General features: G+C 38.3%; 11 protein-coding genes. 4 read left to right on the plus strand and 7 right to left on the minus strand.

The genetic code is table 11. The annotated features are described in order from the left end of the window. The 4 genes from AC1M9B_RS10275 to AC1M9B_RS10290 all read left to right on the plus strand — a co-directional run. The coding region (locus tag AC1M9B_RS10275; RefSeq protein WP_481609041.1) for a DUF2345 domain-containing protein at positions 1–446 on the plus strand (446 nt) is incomplete at its 5' end. Further along, entirely contained in the window at positions 418–1,068 is a 651-nt protein-coding gene (locus AC1M9B_RS10280; RefSeq protein ID WP_481609042.1) for a hypothetical protein, read from the plus strand. The genes AC1M9B_RS10275 and AC1M9B_RS10280, both read left to right, overlap by 29 nt. Further along, positions 1,061–3,538 carry a T6SS effector BTH_I2691 family protein gene (locus AC1M9B_RS10285; RefSeq protein WP_481609043.1) on the plus strand — a complete coding sequence of 826 codons (2,478 nt, stop codon included), beginning with the start codon at positions 1,061–1,063 and terminating at the stop codon, positions 3,536–3,538. The genes AC1M9B_RS10280 and AC1M9B_RS10285 overlap by 8 nt, the downstream gene beginning before the upstream one ends. Before the next feature lie 7 nt (positions 3,539–3,545). Continuing rightward, positions 3,546–4,634, plus strand: a complete 1,089-nt coding sequence (locus AC1M9B_RS10290; protein ID WP_481609044.1) for a hypothetical protein — start codon at positions 3,546–3,548, stop codon at positions 4,632–4,634. A gap of 27 nt (positions 4,635–4,661) precedes the next feature. On the opposite strand, the gene AC1M9B_RS10295 is transcribed toward AC1M9B_RS10290, so the two are convergent. The 7 genes from AC1M9B_RS10295 to AC1M9B_RS10325 form a co-directional block, all read right to left on the minus strand. After that, a complete protein-coding gene (locus AC1M9B_RS10295) occupies positions 4,662–6,077 on the minus strand; it encodes an efflux transporter outer membrane subunit (RefSeq protein ID WP_481609045.1) in 1,416 nt (471 codons plus the stop codon). A 12-nt stretch (positions 6,078–6,089) separates the two neighbouring features. Further along, complete coding sequence (locus AC1M9B_RS10300; protein ID WP_481609046.1) at positions 6,090–8,066, minus strand: MacB family efflux pump subunit; 1,977 nt, start codon at positions 8,064–8,066, stop codon at positions 6,090–6,092. A gap of 2 nt (positions 8,067–8,068) precedes the next feature. Continuing rightward, on the minus strand, positions 8,069–9,421 hold the full coding sequence (locus tag AC1M9B_RS10305) for a MacA family efflux pump subunit (protein ID WP_481609047.1): 1,353 nt from the start codon (positions 9,419–9,421) through the stop codon (positions 8,069–8,071). Positions 9,422–9,544: 123 nt separating this feature from the next. Then, positions 9,545–10,531 (minus strand): DNA polymerase III subunit delta, encoded by a 987-nt coding sequence (holA, locus tag AC1M9B_RS10310; RefSeq protein WP_481609048.1) that lies wholly within the window; start codon positions 10,529–10,531, stop codon positions 9,545–9,547. A gap of 6 nt (positions 10,532–10,537) precedes the next feature. After that, on the minus strand, positions 10,538–11,101 hold the full coding sequence (locus AC1M9B_RS10315) for an LPS-assembly lipoprotein LptE (RefSeq protein ID WP_035270158.1): 564 nt from the start codon (positions 11,099–11,101) through the stop codon (positions 10,538–10,540). A gap of 243 nt (positions 11,102–11,344) precedes the next feature. Next, positions 11,345–13,966 carry a leucine--tRNA ligase gene (leuS, locus tag AC1M9B_RS10320; RefSeq protein ID WP_481609049.1) on the minus strand — a complete coding sequence of 874 codons (2,622 nt, stop codon included), beginning with the start codon at positions 13,964–13,966 and terminating at the stop codon, positions 11,345–11,347. A 122-nt stretch (positions 13,967–14,088) separates the two neighbouring features. After that, positions 14,089–14,448, minus strand: a complete 360-nt coding sequence (locus AC1M9B_RS10325) for a DUF4124 domain-containing protein (RefSeq protein ID WP_481597929.1) — start codon at positions 14,446–14,448, stop codon at positions 14,089–14,091. Positions 14,449–14,957: the final 509 nt, after the last annotated feature.

Here is a 14,957-nt window from a genome sequence, read left to right on the forward strand (position 1 = left end):
GGCAGATCAACCAGATTGCACAAGGAAGCATTAACACCAGCACGCAAGACAGCATCATCGGACATGCCAGCAAAAAGATCAGCTTATTTGCCGCTCAAGAAGGAGCACGATTGTATGCAGGGAAAGGGAAGATCGAGATTCAAGCTCAAGGGGATGGTGCTGATCTGATTGCAAGAAAGGGTGTGCAGATTATTTCGACGGAGGATACGATTTATATCACTAGTCCGAATGAAATTAATCTAACCGCAGGCGGCTCACAAGTGAAACTAAATAGTTCTGGGATATTACCAACGACTGGCGGGAAGTTTGAGGCGAAAGCGGGGCAACATAAGTTCGTAGGACCTGTGGTAAGTAATAATATAAATTTAAGTTTACCAAGTCTTATGTGTGAGTATAAAGCATTAGATGCATCAGACAGTGGAAGTGCCGCAATTGAACTCGATTGATACAATAAGCCAAATTACTTTAGATTTTAATCAATTTACTGAGGCTAATTATGCAATCTTAGAGTCTGGTTTTTGGCCAGAACTGCATAAACTTTTTGATGAATTTGGTTTAACATATTATTTTGTGGGCTTAAATGTTTTTAAAAATAAAAATATTTGCCCTATATTAATTGATTTGAACAAAATTTCTTTTGATAAGAAAAAAATGATATGGGATGATTTAATTTCAATTACTACGCATTCCTATTTTTCTGAATTTGATAAAATTTATTTGTTGCAAAATTTAATAGAAACTAAATTGAATTTTGATGAGTTTTCTTTATTTCTTGATTCTATTATATCCTTTAATAAAAAAAATGTTTTTAGGGTTTACGATCCGAGAGTTGCTCTTCATTTAGCTGCTGTATTTCCGAATTTTTTGAATCTATCAAATAAAATTGAACGTTGGAGTATATCTATAAATGGTGGTTGGTACAGGTTAAATCTTTCGAAAAAAAATAATTTTAAAATAAATCTAAGTGATGTTGAAATAATCAATGAGAAACTTAGATATGAAGTAGATAATTCAGTATTAGATGTAAATTTAATATTGAGTAAAATATATGGTGAATATGATGTCTAAACTTCCAGACAATTCAAATTGTAAAACATGTAATAAAAAGGGATTGCCAATATATTTAACTAGAATTGGATATCACTCATCTACAAATAGAAAGTTAATTATAAATAAGCCTAATAATTATCCAGATCTTTCTGGCAAAGGTTCGTATGAATTAAAAAGTCTAAGAAATTTAGGGTATATATATGTTTATGATGAGTTAAAACCTAAAGAGATAACCTGTTATAGCAGACATGGTTTAACAAATACATTAAAAGTTAGTCAATTATCATCAACTAATAACACAATATGTAAAATTTGCTCCACTGATGGCAGTCGAGTACTAAATGGAATGTTAATTACCGTTCCTCAAGCTAACACTAAACGCAATGTCTGGATATGTTTTAGTGCACATAAATGGACAAAAAAAACTATCGATAATCATATCAAAGATTCAAAGTTTCGTAGTCATATGACTAAGATATCAATAGGGTCTACTACAGGTTTAGAATATGTTCCAATTAATAAAATAATGGAAATTCAAGATGAGGTAATAAGTAGATTCAAAAAAAACTTATTTAATACAGCAGAAAGATTGAATAAAGGAAAAGGATTATTGGTTGCATTACATGATCCAGTCATGTTATTGGCAGAAATTGAAACTGCTGTTGAGAAAAAATATGTAGCAGTTAATTCTATTAAAGGATACGAAAAGCAATCATTTACTCATCAAACTTTATTAGCTCTTGAAGAGGGTGTAAGAGAAGGGCTTGTATTAAATTATAAGTTTGGTGAGGTTAGAGATAAAGAGACTCAAAGATCTCGAGCTGCAGATTTAGTTTTAAAATCTGGTGATGTATGGAAAAAAAGTGACTATGATTTTGAAATTAGCAAACATCAGGATTTGAGAAAAAAGATCGAAGAAGAATGGAGAAAATATCATAGTAAAATTGATCATTCAGAAAGAAAGGAATGGCTGAAAAAATTTTCTGATGAAAAGAAGAGGCTACATGAAAATAATGTTTTACCCTTGTCAAAAATTTATGAAAAATGGTTGGATTGTAATAGAGTAGTAGCATACTTTTCTAATCAGTTTGATTCATCTGATATGAATAGTGGCATAGCTTACGGTAAAGAAATTATTTTGATGTTAGGTAGTATGGGGGTGCTTGATAATATTCAAAATAAATTGTTAAAGATGATGAGCTACAATGAATTCTCTTCAAAAAATTATATGCTAAATGTTTTTGTATTGAATCAAGATGTTTTAAAGGCGAAGGTGAGAGATTCATTTAAAAAACTAAAACCAGAAGTTGAAAATAAGTTTAGAGATATACCCTGGGATGGGCTTTGGGGAAGTTTCGCAGGTGCATTTCAAAATACTGTTGAGGGTCATGTTGATAAATTAGGTAGTGGTTTTGCAGTCGTTTTTGGTTCCTTATATATACTGTTAGCTCAAGGTATATTAAATGGATTAAATACAGGTTTAGCCGCAATCAGTTATGCTGGATTGTACAGAGTGAAATTCGAACCATTTATTACAAATAACATCAGAACAAGTAAATTGGCTTCAGTGTTAAGAAAAGAGATGATTCTAGCAGCAGCCAGAGAAAATCCTGCTTTAGCGCAGAGTATTAAAACAGATCCAAGAAATTTAAAATTCATGATTGATCAACATATTTTGGATTTAGCAACAAAAACAAATTTGAAAAAACATGTGGTGAAAAGAAACCTTGTAATTGTAAAAGGAGTTTTTAAGAACGTTACAAGTTTTGAACAAGCTTTAAAAGCGGTGACAGTAGATAATATAGATCTTAAAAATGCAGTCTCAAGTGACTTTGATCTGCAATGGCGTGATAGAGTAAAAACGTCAGTTCAAGAAACTCTAAATAGATCTGCCCCCAATGTAACTAAGATGTTTTTAGCTGGTAGTTCTTTAATTATTGGTGCATTCCAAACTTGGGTTTTTGTAAAGTTATGGGATGATGCCTATGGTGATGAAGTGATGGCGCATGATGCCCAGAATAATAGTTACAGAGCTTATGCAGGTGCGATGGCAGCAATTGCTTCGTTTGCACAGTTTGGTGATGCTCTTACAAAACAAGCTGGATTTATGAAAACTTCACTTAATCTAAGTGCTAGATTGTTAGGAGGAAGTGCATCTATTGCTGTCGGCATCATGGATTTATTAGATGCTCCGGATTCTTTTGCAGAAGGTAATTACACATTATTAAGTATGCAAATGGTAAATGGTTTTTTAGGTGTGGGGCTAGGATATGCATTATTGAGAGGATTAACTGTTTTCGGGGTTTATGGATTAATTATCGCAGCTGTAATGATTGGGTTATCAATTATGATAGCTAAATATAAGGACAATGCTCTTCAAGATTGGGTGGAAAGGAGTTCATTTGGAACTTTAAGAAATCAAAGGTATAAAACTTTAGATCAATTGAAATCTCAGTTTGATATATCATTAAAAGCAATTGCAGCATAGGAATAATATGATTAATCACAGGCTTTATGGTGTAACCACTAAATACCCGAAAAAAAAAGAAAATTATCAAGGTGGATATTATCCTATAAAAGATTTACCGATTGTAGAACCAACTGATTATGGCTATATTCGAGAGCTAAACGAAAATTATATTGAATTTTATGATAAAAGTTTTTTTGCAAGAGGTGGTGTTGTTGGGTTGGGTTTAATTTGCCTATTTTTTTTATTAACGCCACTAACTTATTTATTACCTGATCTTTTTACAAAAACAATAAGTGATGATTTTTTTATAATATTATTTTTAACAATATTTGTTATTGCTGGATGTTTTTTATTTAGTTGGTTTGCTGGATATAAAAACTTTATTTCATTTCGTCAATTTCCCATTAGATTTAATCGGAATTTAAAAAAAGTATATTTCCCTAAAATTGATGATAAAGAGTTTGTTGTTGATTGGGATGATTTAAATGTGACTGTAGAAAAAATAAATATAAAGTCAGATATCGAATATCATGAAATTAAATTTAAGTCTAAGGAAGATATTGAGCAACCTTTTTATTTAGTTAGAAAAGTCAGTGATGAAAAAGATCTTTTAAAATTTTCATCTTGTTGGCAATTTGTAGTGAATTATATGGAAGGTGAAGAATATAAACATATTAAGAAAAAAAATTATTATTCAAAAGTGTTTGGTATAATTAAAAAATCTTGGTATACACTCTTTGATAATGATTATGTTTTCAAGGAAAATAACGTTAATTCGAAATATGAATATGTGGTTGATGAGGTTGGAAGTTTAAAAAGAAATAAAATTATTGACTATGCTCGATCTTTCTTTTTCTTTTATTATCTTATTTCATTATTAGGTAATCTATTTATTCATGTGTTTAATAGAAGTTATTCTTTTAAAGATGATCATGATGCTTGTGAGGTTGAAGGTGTTAGCTTAAATTCAAATAAATTTGGACTCACTCACTATTTAATATGTATTCTATGCGCTTATATAGGGTTATTGTGTTTTACTTCGTTTATTGAATTCATTATGCAAACACGAGGACGTGGGTTTGATAATTATTTGAAGTTTTGGAATTTTCTATAATAAAAAAGCCCTTTCGGGCTTTTTTGTTTAAGGCAATTGCTGAATCGGACTTCCACCCAATGCTTGCAATAACGTCACATAAGCATTGTACTGAGTTTGTTTGGCTTGAACCAAACTTAAACGTGCTTCACGTGTCGTGCGCTGGGCATCGATCAAATTTTTCAGCGCCACAGCACCATTTTTATAACGGACTTGGGTGAGTTGTTCCGTTTTCTCAGCGAGTTGAACATTACGTTCTTGTAAAGCGACTTGTTTGTCTATTTCATTACGTGCGGATAACGCATTTTCAACATCGGCAAATGCTTTATATAGCGTCTGACGGTATTGAATAATAGACTTTTCATATTCAAGTTCATTGACACGCAAATCACGCTTCATGTCATTCCATTGCAGGAAAGGGAGCGTAAGACCCGCACCCAATATCGCAGCAGGATTCGACAGCACGTTGCTGAGTGATGTGCTTGCGCCTCCTGTGCTAATGCTGCCAGTTAAATTAATCGAAGGATAATAGCTGGCCTTATTGGCATCTTTGTTCGCCAATGCTTTACGTAAACGTAACTCAGCTGCCTGCAAGTCAGGACGACGGGATAAAAGTTCAGCAGGTAAGCCCGATTGAATTTGAGGTAGGGCAGAACGTGGTAAGCGCTGTGGCTCCGCAATATTCAACTGTTGAACAGGTTGATTCAGTAAAACTGCAAGAGCAGTCCGTGTTTCAACTTTTTGCTGTTCGATCTGGCTTAACGTAGCTTTTTGACTTTGAACTGCTTGTTCGGCTGAAGTCAAATCAAGTCCAGAGACAGCCCCAGCACGATATTGGGTACGCACCAATTCATAAGTTTTCTGCGTACTCGCCAAATTTTGTTGAGCCACAGATAGGCGTTCATTAAGATATCCCAATTGCCAATACAATTGTGCAGTTGTTGCAATCAGGCTTTGTGCAGTGGCTTGTAAATCTTGCTCAGTCGCAAGTGCTTCCCATCGAGATGCTTCAGTTTGATTGGCCAATTTACCGAATAAATCCAGCTCATAGCTTAAGCCAGGATAGTTCAGTGAAATACCATTTGAAGAATCACCATCACCATCTAAACTAAAACGATGACCGACCGATGCACCTGCATTGCCAATACGCACACCTTGCTGACTTTCAGATTGCTTGGCTTGAATGCGTGCTTGTTGCAAATTAATCCCAGCAACAGCTAAATCAGTATTACGGGCAATCACTTGTTCAACCAATTGGTTGAGCTGTGCATCACCAAATAATGTCCACCATTGATCATGAAAAGCCTGTTGGTGGATATTTTGGCTGTGTTGTTGGCTGTTTTGAAAGCCCTGTGGAATATCGGCTGCAGGAGCTTGATAAGGCGTTTTCACTACAGCCGCACAGCCGACTAAAGAGCCTGTTAATGCTAAGGTCATGAACAGTTTATGAAGTTGATTACGCATAGTTATACCTTATTATTCTCTTGACAGTGCATCGACAGGATTTAAACGAGCAGCATTTCGTGCTGGGATAAAACCGAATACGATCCCGATTAAACTTGAACAAACGAATGCAGCTATTATTGATGTGGTTGAATACGCCATTTGGAACGTGCCACCAGCAAAGTGTGTAATCAGCTGACCAATTCCCAGTGATAATAACACCCCAAGGATACCGCCTAAAATACACACTAATACGGCTTCAATCAGGAATTGTTGCAAAATATCGCTTTGTCGAGCACCCACGGCCATTCGCACACCAATTTCTTGCGTTCGTTCAGTGACAGACACCAACATAATGTTCATGACACCGATACCACCAACGACTAAAGAAATCACAGCAATCGCAGAAATGAGTAAAGTCATTGTAGCGGTAGTTTGCTGGATGGTTTCACGAATACTGTCCGCATTTTGAGTGAACACGTCTTGCGCCCCGTGGCGTTGAACGAGTAAATTCAAGATTGCATTTTCAGCAGCAGTGCTTGAATATTCATCTTTTACACGAACGATGATGCTTCTCACATTCGACTGTCCAAGCATTCGACTCATGACGGTTGAGTAAGGGAGATAGACATTAAGACTATCTGAATTACCCATTGCACCTTGTTGAGCATCTACGATACCAATAATACGACTAGGTACACTGCCCAATAGAATTACTTGTCCAATAGGATCCGTACCATCGCTAAAGAATGTCTTTTGGGTATTGGTATCAATCACAACATCTTGGGCTTGTTCAGTAACACTATGTTTGTCAAATGGTTGACCTGATTTAAACGTTAAACCACGCACATAGAAAAAGTCTTCACTCACGCCATTGACTGTCGTGGATGCCTCTACATCTTTATATCTTCCCGTGACAGAACTATTGACTGAAGGACTGACTCCATCGACATAAGGCTGTTCCGCTAATGCATCAGCATCAGCAGGGATTAAGGTCTTGGCCTGAGAAGATCGGGAGTTATCACCAAAACCACGTCCTTGGTAGACCGTAATGGTATTGGTGCCCAAACTACTAATATTTTCTAAAATTTGTTTTTGTGATCCATTACCAAGTGCGACAACCGAAACGACAGATGCGATCCCGATAATGATTCCGAGCATGGTCAAAAAAGTACGCATTCGATGAGCATTCATGGCCAGAAGCGCCATGCGGAAAGCTTCACCTAAACGGTCTAAAGCTGAACGCCAAGACGATGTTTTCTTTTGCTCAGCACGAATCAATTCTTCACGTTCAAAGCCATCATCAATCTCAGGAACATTGGGTTCATCAGAAATAATATTACCGTCTGAAATCTCAATAATACGAGTCGCATTTTTGGCAACATTGTGATCATGAGTAACGAGAATGATGGTATGACCTTTGGCATTCAGCTCGCGTAAAATACGCATCACTTCAATACCGCTGTTTTTATCTAATGCCCCAGTAGGCTCATCGGCGAGAATAACATCACCGCCATTCATCAACGCGCGAGCAATCGAAACACGCTGTTGCTGACCACCTGAAAGTTGACTTGGGCGGTTTTGGGTTTTTTCACCTAGCCCTAAATCGGACAAAAGTTGAACCGCACGATCATGGCGTTCAGAAGCATCAGCGCCGGCATAGATCGCAGGGACTTCGACATTACCAGCTGCATTTAAGTCACCAAGTAAATGGTAGCGCTGGAAGATGAATCCGAAATATTCACGGCGTAATTGAGCAAGTTCATCAGGTTCTAGCTCACGTGTTTCGCGGCCCTTAACCTTGTAGCTACCATTGGTCGGTTTATCTAAACATCCTAAGATGTTCATCAGTGTTGATTTTCCTGAGCCTGACTGACCTACAATGGCAACCAATTCTCCAGGATAAATCTCAAGATTTACCCCTTTTAGAATTTGCACAGTAGATTCACCAGCAGGGAATTCACGGGTCAGGTTTTTGACCTCGAGTAGAGGTGTTCTCATCTGACTCATAATTACATTCTCATTGGACCAGCGCCACCACGTGCGCCACGTTTAGCTGAGTCATTTGATGAATCAGAGCCATCCGCAATTACAACTTTATCGCCTAATTTTAAACCGCGTAAAACTTGTGCTGTTGCACGGTTATTTAGACCGATAAGAACAGGGGTCGGTTTGGCTGTGCCATCTGCTTGAAGTACGCGTACCATAGCCATGGAAGCTTTACCTTGATCGACTAATGCCTTTTCCTCAGCGGTTAATTCTAAACGCTTAGGACGATCAGCTGATGAACGTTCGGCACGCCCTTCACCACGAGCTTGTTCATTACGTTCTTGGGCATTTGAACCCGCATTTGCACCACGCTGGCGAGCAGGACGATTAGAGCTTTGAACAGCAGAAGATGGAATAGTCAGTGCATTCTTTACTTCATCTAACACGATATAAACTTGAGCAGTCATATCAATACGCAATTTTCCATCTTCATTAGGAACATCGAATAGAGCGTTGTAATACACAGCTGTGCTTGATGAAGATGAATTTGAGTTGTTGGTTTCTGTATTGATGGAGTTAGGTGCAGGTTCAACTTGACGCAGTGTTGCGTAATGCTTTTTCTCGCTATTACCTAAAGTAGTGAAATAAACAGTTTGACCTTCCTCAACACGCATAACATCTGCTTCAGAAATTTCAGCCTTAACCGTCATGGTGTCAAGTTTTGCTAATTTCACGATGGTTGGCGCGCTTTGATTCGCGTTCACTGTTTGACCTTCTTCAGTCACAATTGCCACAATTGTGCCATCCATCGGAGCAACGATACGGGTATAGCCTAAATCTTCTTTAGTCGTAGCCAGAGATAAACGAGATTGCTCGATTTGAGCATTCATCGCGACGATATCGGCTTGAGCAGTTTTATAACTTGCTAATGCGGACTCATATTCGGCACGAGAAGTTGCATCTTGGGCATACATGGCTTTTTGGCGATTATATTCCGCCTCAACTTTAGTCAGATTTGCTTGTTTGACTGCCAATTGAGCCAACTGATTTTTAATACTGGCTTCAGCTGTTTTTAGATCATTTTCCTGACGAACGGAATCGATTTGAGCAATCAGTTGACCTTGTTTAACTTGATCGCCCAGTTGTACATACATTTTTTTCACCTGACCTGAAACCTGTGCACCAACGCTAACCATTTTGGTCGCTTCTAATACACCTGTTGCAAGGACAGAGTTTTCAATATCACCACGTGTCACTTCAGCGGTAATAAACTGAGGTTGCTCATCTTTAGGTTTAAAAAAATACCAAGCTAAAGCGATAGCTGCAATCGTAATGATCGCGATGATAATCAATTTCGTTGGTTTTATTTTTTGCATGGCGATATTGAAAAATGACAGAAATTGAGAGAATTATAATGATGAAATAAGGATAAAAAGTGTATTTTTCTTAAATAAAATCAATAATCATTCTTATATTTATAAATAAACCTTGCTGGTTAACTAAGCAAACAAGGTTTTTCCACATAATTCAGCAATCGCTTGTTGTATGAGGTGTTCTGGATTTTCAATATTTTTGCCCTTGATGGCAGCATCGATTCTTAATAGCAACTGTGGCCATGTGAGAAATTGCTTGGGATTAAGACGTCTCAAGGCTTGTTGGTAAAGACTGACTTTGGTTTTCCAAATGCCGAGTTGTAATGCATTTTGTGGTTGCTCAAAGAGTTGCATTAATAAGCGCATTTCTTTGCTTACCGTCCATAATACCAAACTATGTGGTTCGCCAGCTTCGACTAAATATTGATATATTTTAATCGCTTGGCTTAGGTTGCCTGAAATCAATGCATCGCTTAAGTCAAAAGTGGTATAGCGTGATTGATCTTGTAAGCATTCGAGCAAATGTTGCATTTCAAGATGCTGTACATCGGGGAACGTGTCTGCCAGACGCATTAAGCTGTTTTTAGCAGCCAATAAATTATGTTCGTGGTGGACTTCGAGCCATTGCCATGCATCTTGGCTCAGTTGAATCCCAATTTTATCAGCTTCTATGCTGAGTATACGCTGACGATCTTGCGCATAAGTTGCTGTAAGAGGAACCAAGACGCCATTGGCTTCAATCGTTTGAAAAAACGCCGACTTTAAGCTACTGCTATCTTGCTTAGGCATAATGATCAACAACAAGTTGTGTTCATTATGCTGGATATAATGCTTGAGTAACTTTAACGCATTGGCATCTGGCTTAATGTTGCCATGGACCTCTACTGCGAGATTTTGTGAAAAAAGAGAAAGGCTGTTGAGTGCATTAAATACATTTTTCCAATCAGCAACGCTTTGGATGTCATAGCGTTCTCTTTCCACGTGATTGATGATCCAACTTTGACGGAAAGCATCTAAAAGATTTTGCTCAAGTAAAGGTTCTTGACCATGTAATACCCATGCACCACGTGCTTCGTTTACACGTTTTAATGCTTGTAGATAATCTAACTTCATTCTGAGTTACGGATTTTCAGAGGCAGTAGGTTCAAAAGTTTGTTGCACAGGTAACAGTACATTTGCTTCTGCTTTTGGCAGACGGTTTGCAGCAATTTGACGAGAGATCTGTTGAGCGACATCGTCAATTAAGATTTCACTGAGATATTTATTTTGTTGATCATCCGTGTTCACGGTTGCAACATTATATTGATATGTGCGTGTCGCAGTTAAAGTTCGAGGTTTTGTTACCAAGTTACCTTGACGATCTTCGATTTGGAAAGTCACAGAAAGTCTAAGTAGAACTTCAATGAGTTTGCCGTTGAGCTCGTGGCGAATTGGCTTATAGTCGATGATACGTAATACATATGCATCGTTGGAATTACTCAGTTGCACACCTGCAGCAGTGAGATAAACACTGAGTTTACGTTCTAAATCAGAAGTATTGGCAGGGAGTGCTAATTCAAGCTTTGTATAAGCCAGTGGTGTTGAAGTTGGATTGGTCCCTTTTAGATGAAATCCACAGCCGACCATAGTTGCGCTTAAGCCTAAAGTTAGAACAGCAATAGCTAAACGTTTGCTCAAATGCATTGTAGATCCTCTGTGTATTTCCTGAGACTCAGGATAAATTTTGAATATTCTGATTGTATGTGCAAAGCCCGTTGACTGGCAACGGGCTTTGTTTGGGAATTGTGAAATCCTTATATTCCCATCTTTTTAAAAGAGGTGAGAAGCAATGCTTCGCAAGGGAAATTAAATCCCTCCAAACCTCCCTTTCTTGCGCTTTGATCTAAAGCTGTGCTTTATATCTTACTCAGGGAGGCTTTAAGGTTCTTAAACCACCAAATTCACTAATTTATTCGGAACAACGATTTCTTTCTTGGTTGGACCTGTTAAGAATTGTTGTACTTCAGGCAATGCTTTTGCTTGCGCCAGAATGTCATCTTTCGATGCATCTACAGACACTTCAAGTTTGCCACGAAGCTTACCGTTCACTTGAACCACAATGGTTTGTGTATTACGTGTTAATGCAGATTCATCCACTTGAGGGAATAATGTTGCATTTAACTCGATACCAAACTGCGCCAATAACGTTTCACTTAAATGCGGTGCAAATGGAGCAAGTAAAGTTAAAAGCGTCGTAATCGATTCACGTGCAACAGCAACATCGTTATCATCTTTCGCTTCAAACTTATTGTTTGCATTCAGAAGTTCCATCATCGCTGCAATCGCAGTGTTAAATGCATGACGACGTTCGATGTCATCACCCACTTTTTGGATGGTTTCGTGAGTCTTACGACGTAAGTCTTGAGCCGCAGTTGAAAGCGCAGCTTTATCAATCGCTGATGCAGTATTACCTTGTTCAAGGAAACCAGTTGCCAAGCGCCATACACGTTTTAAGAAACGGTTAGCACCTTCTACACCTGCATCAGACCATTCTAAAGATTGATCTGGTGGCGCAGCAAACATCATAAATACACGTGCCGTATCTGCGCCGTATTGGTCAATAATAGATTGTGGGTCGATACCGTTATTTTTCGATTTCGACATTTTTTCTTGACCGCCAACGATAACGTCTTGACCATCACCTTTGTATTTTGCAGATGTGATACGACCTTTTTCATCACGCTCAAGTTCGATATCCGCAGGGTTGAACCACGTTTTCTTACCTGATTCAGATTCGCGGTAATAGGTATCAGCAAGTACCATACCTTGCGTTAACAAGTTGGTGAATGGTTCGTTACCTTGTACTACACCTTCATCACGCATCAATTTGTGGAAGAAACGTGCATATAACAAATGCAGAATCGCGTGTTCAACACCACCGATGTATTGGTTTACAGGCAACCACGTTTGACCCGCTTCAGGTTTAACCATACCACCAGTATAGTCAGGAGATGCATAACGCGCATAGTACCAAGATGATTCTACAAATGTATCAAGTGTATCTGTTTCACGACGTGCGTCGCCGTTACAGCTTGGACATTTCGTTTCATAGAACTCAGGCATCTTGTTGAGAGGGTTACCTGAACCATCTGGCACAACGTCAGTTGGAAGTACAACAGGAAGTTGATCTTCAGGTACTGGCACTTGACCACAAGTTGGACAGTTAATCATTGGAATTGGACAACCCCAATAACGTTGACGAGAAACACCCCAGTCACGTAAACGGAATTGAACTTTTACATTGGCAAGACCTTGAGGTTCTAGTTTCGCTAAGAATGCATCGAATGCACCTTGGAAATCTAAACCGTCAAATTCACCTGAATTAACCAGTTTGCCGTCTTTTGAGCCGTACCATTCTTGCCACTGAGTTGCATCAAAGTCTGCATCATCAGCACCTTTAGCATCAATCACTTGCTTGATGGTTAAACCATATTTATTGGCAAATTCAAAGTCACGTTCATCGTGTGAAGGCACCGCCATCACCGCACCTGAACCGTATGACATCAATACATAGTTTGCGATCCAAACAGGAACTTCTTCACCTGTTACAGGGTGCTTAACTGACAAACCTGTTGCCATGCCTTTCTTTTCAGCAGTAGCGAGGTCGGCTTCTGCCACAGAACCCATACGACATTCTTCAATAAATGCAGCCAATTCAGGGTTAGTTTCAGCAGCTTTAAGCGCCATAGGGTGTTCTGCTGCAACTGCAACATACGTCACGCCCATTAAGGTATCGGCACGCGTGGTAAAGACTGTTAAGCCATCTGCATAAATTTCAGGATTTGCTGAAGGGAAGGTGATTTCCATCCCTTGTGAGCGACCAATCCAGTTACGTTGCATGGTCAACACTTGTTGTGGCCAACCGTCTTTTAAGGTATCTAAATCGTCAAGTAATTCTTGTGCATAATCGGTAATGCGGAAGTAGTACATTGGAATATCACGTTTTTCAACCAAGGCACCTGAACGCCAACCACGACCATTTTCTACTTGTTCATTTGCAAGTACAGTTTGGTCTACAGGGTCCCAATTTACCGTTGAAAGCTTACGGTAGATTAAGCCTTTTTTATAAAGCTGAACGAATAACCATTGTTCCCAGCGATAATATTCTGGTGTACACGTTGCAAATTCACGATCCCAATCAACCGCAAGACCTAATTTTTTAAGCTGATTACGCATGTAATCGATATTTTCAAAGGTCCATTTTGCAGGTGCAACTTGGTGTGCAATCGCAGCATTTTCAGCAGGTAAACCAAACGCATCCCAACCCATAGGTTGTAATACAGTTTCACCTTTTAAACGGTGGAAGCGGCTGATCACATCACCAATCGTGTAGTTACGTACATGACCCATATGCAGTTTGCCACTTGGGTAAGGGAACATCGAGAGGATATATCGACGTGGACCTTCTACAGTGTCGGCAACTTTAAAGGCTTTGCGAGATTCCCAGTCCTGTTGAACTTGGGGCTCAATCGCACTGGCTTGGTATTCAGAGTCAATGTGAGTAGTCATATACGTAATACAAGAGAACGGTTAAAAAATTTAGCGCACAGCATAGCGCAAAACGCACCTAAAAGTGAATTTTACAGACTGAAAATGGATGCAAAACTTAAATTAAGATCAAAAAGACAATTTCACTCATTTGAAACTTGAGTTTCGCTTAATGGAGCAGCATTTGTGTTTTGTGACTCAGTATTTGAAGCACCGTTTGTGTGCTGTTGCGTTGGTATCGTTTGAGTCTGTGAGGTTTGAGGAGCTTCGCTCGGGTTTGTATTGGTATTGACTGAGGTTGTTGGTGCTTTCCAACCATATGTTTCAACTTTACCTTTCTTTTTTGCTGATTTTGGTGGCGGGGTAGTGGTGTAGTGGGTTGAACCATTTTGATCGACCCATTTGTAATATTCTTTTGCCTGCACCATAGATGAATAAATAGAAACGAAAACAACCGTTGATGCTAAACAAGAAAGTTTTAAAGATGATGCTAGTGAATTCATGACTTCACCTATAAAGAAATATGAGGGGAGTGAGTTCTTTTACACGTTTATATCGCAGCATTTTGCTGGATACTGATGAAGGTTAATTGGTTTTATTTTAATCAAAAAAATCATTTTGCGTATAAATTGTTTTATATAAATATTAAAAATAAATGTTTGAAATTTTTTTTATAAATCATCCAGCCAAAAGTTATCGTTTGAAAAATAATCGGTTGGTAAATAAACAATAAAAAGGTTTCGGCAAACCTTGACTTTGGTCGTGAAAAAACTAAAAATGCTGCTCTAGTTTTATATGTTTTGTTCGATCACCCTTCGAATAAATATCATGGCTTGCAATAACGTTGTCTCTAAGCCGAGACAATGAAATAGCAGAAATATGTTTATCCCAACATGTTGAATATGCAGTCGCAACTCAAACGGTTGTGATCGAAAAATTTTATTATTGCAGCAAAAACGATGAAATATGTGTGCTATAACAGTGCATACAAACGAATGAATGAAACACGACT

It is taken from the genome of Acinetobacter sp. ANC_7513 (assembly GCF_056779915.1).

Excerpts from the sequence above, each read along its gene's own strand:
- leuS (WP_481609049.1), bottom strand. The coding sequence starts at position 13,966 with ATGACTACTCACATTGACTCTGAATACCAAGCCAGTGCGATTGAGCCC.
- AC1M9B_RS10305 (WP_481609047.1), bottom strand. The coding sequence starts at position 9,421 with ATGCAAAAAATAAAACCAACGAAATTGATTATCATCGCGATCATTACG.
- AC1M9B_RS10315 (WP_035270158.1), bottom strand. The coding sequence starts at position 11,101 with ATGCATTTGAGCAAACGTTTAGCTATTGCTGTTCTAACTTTAGGCTTA.
- AC1M9B_RS10285 (WP_481609043.1), top strand. The coding sequence starts at position 1,061 with ATGTCTAAACTTCCAGACAATTCAAATTGTAAAACATGTAATAAAAAG.
- AC1M9B_RS10300 (WP_481609046.1), bottom strand. The coding sequence starts at position 8,066 with ATGAGTCAGATGAGAACACCTCTACTCGAGGTCAAAAACCTGACCCGT.
- AC1M9B_RS10290 (WP_481609044.1), top strand. The coding sequence starts at position 3,546 with ATGATTAATCACAGGCTTTATGGTGTAACCACTAAATACCCGAAAAAA.
- AC1M9B_RS10295 (WP_481609045.1), bottom strand. The coding sequence starts at position 6,077 with ATGCGTAATCAACTTCATAAACTGTTCATGACCTTAGCATTAACAGGC.
- AC1M9B_RS10325 (WP_481597929.1), bottom strand. The coding sequence starts at position 14,448 with ATGAATTCACTAGCATCATCTTTAAAACTTTCTTGTTTAGCATCAACG.
- holA (WP_481609048.1), bottom strand. The coding sequence starts at position 10,531 with ATGAAGTTAGATTATCTACAAGCATTAAAACGTGTAAACGAAGCACGT.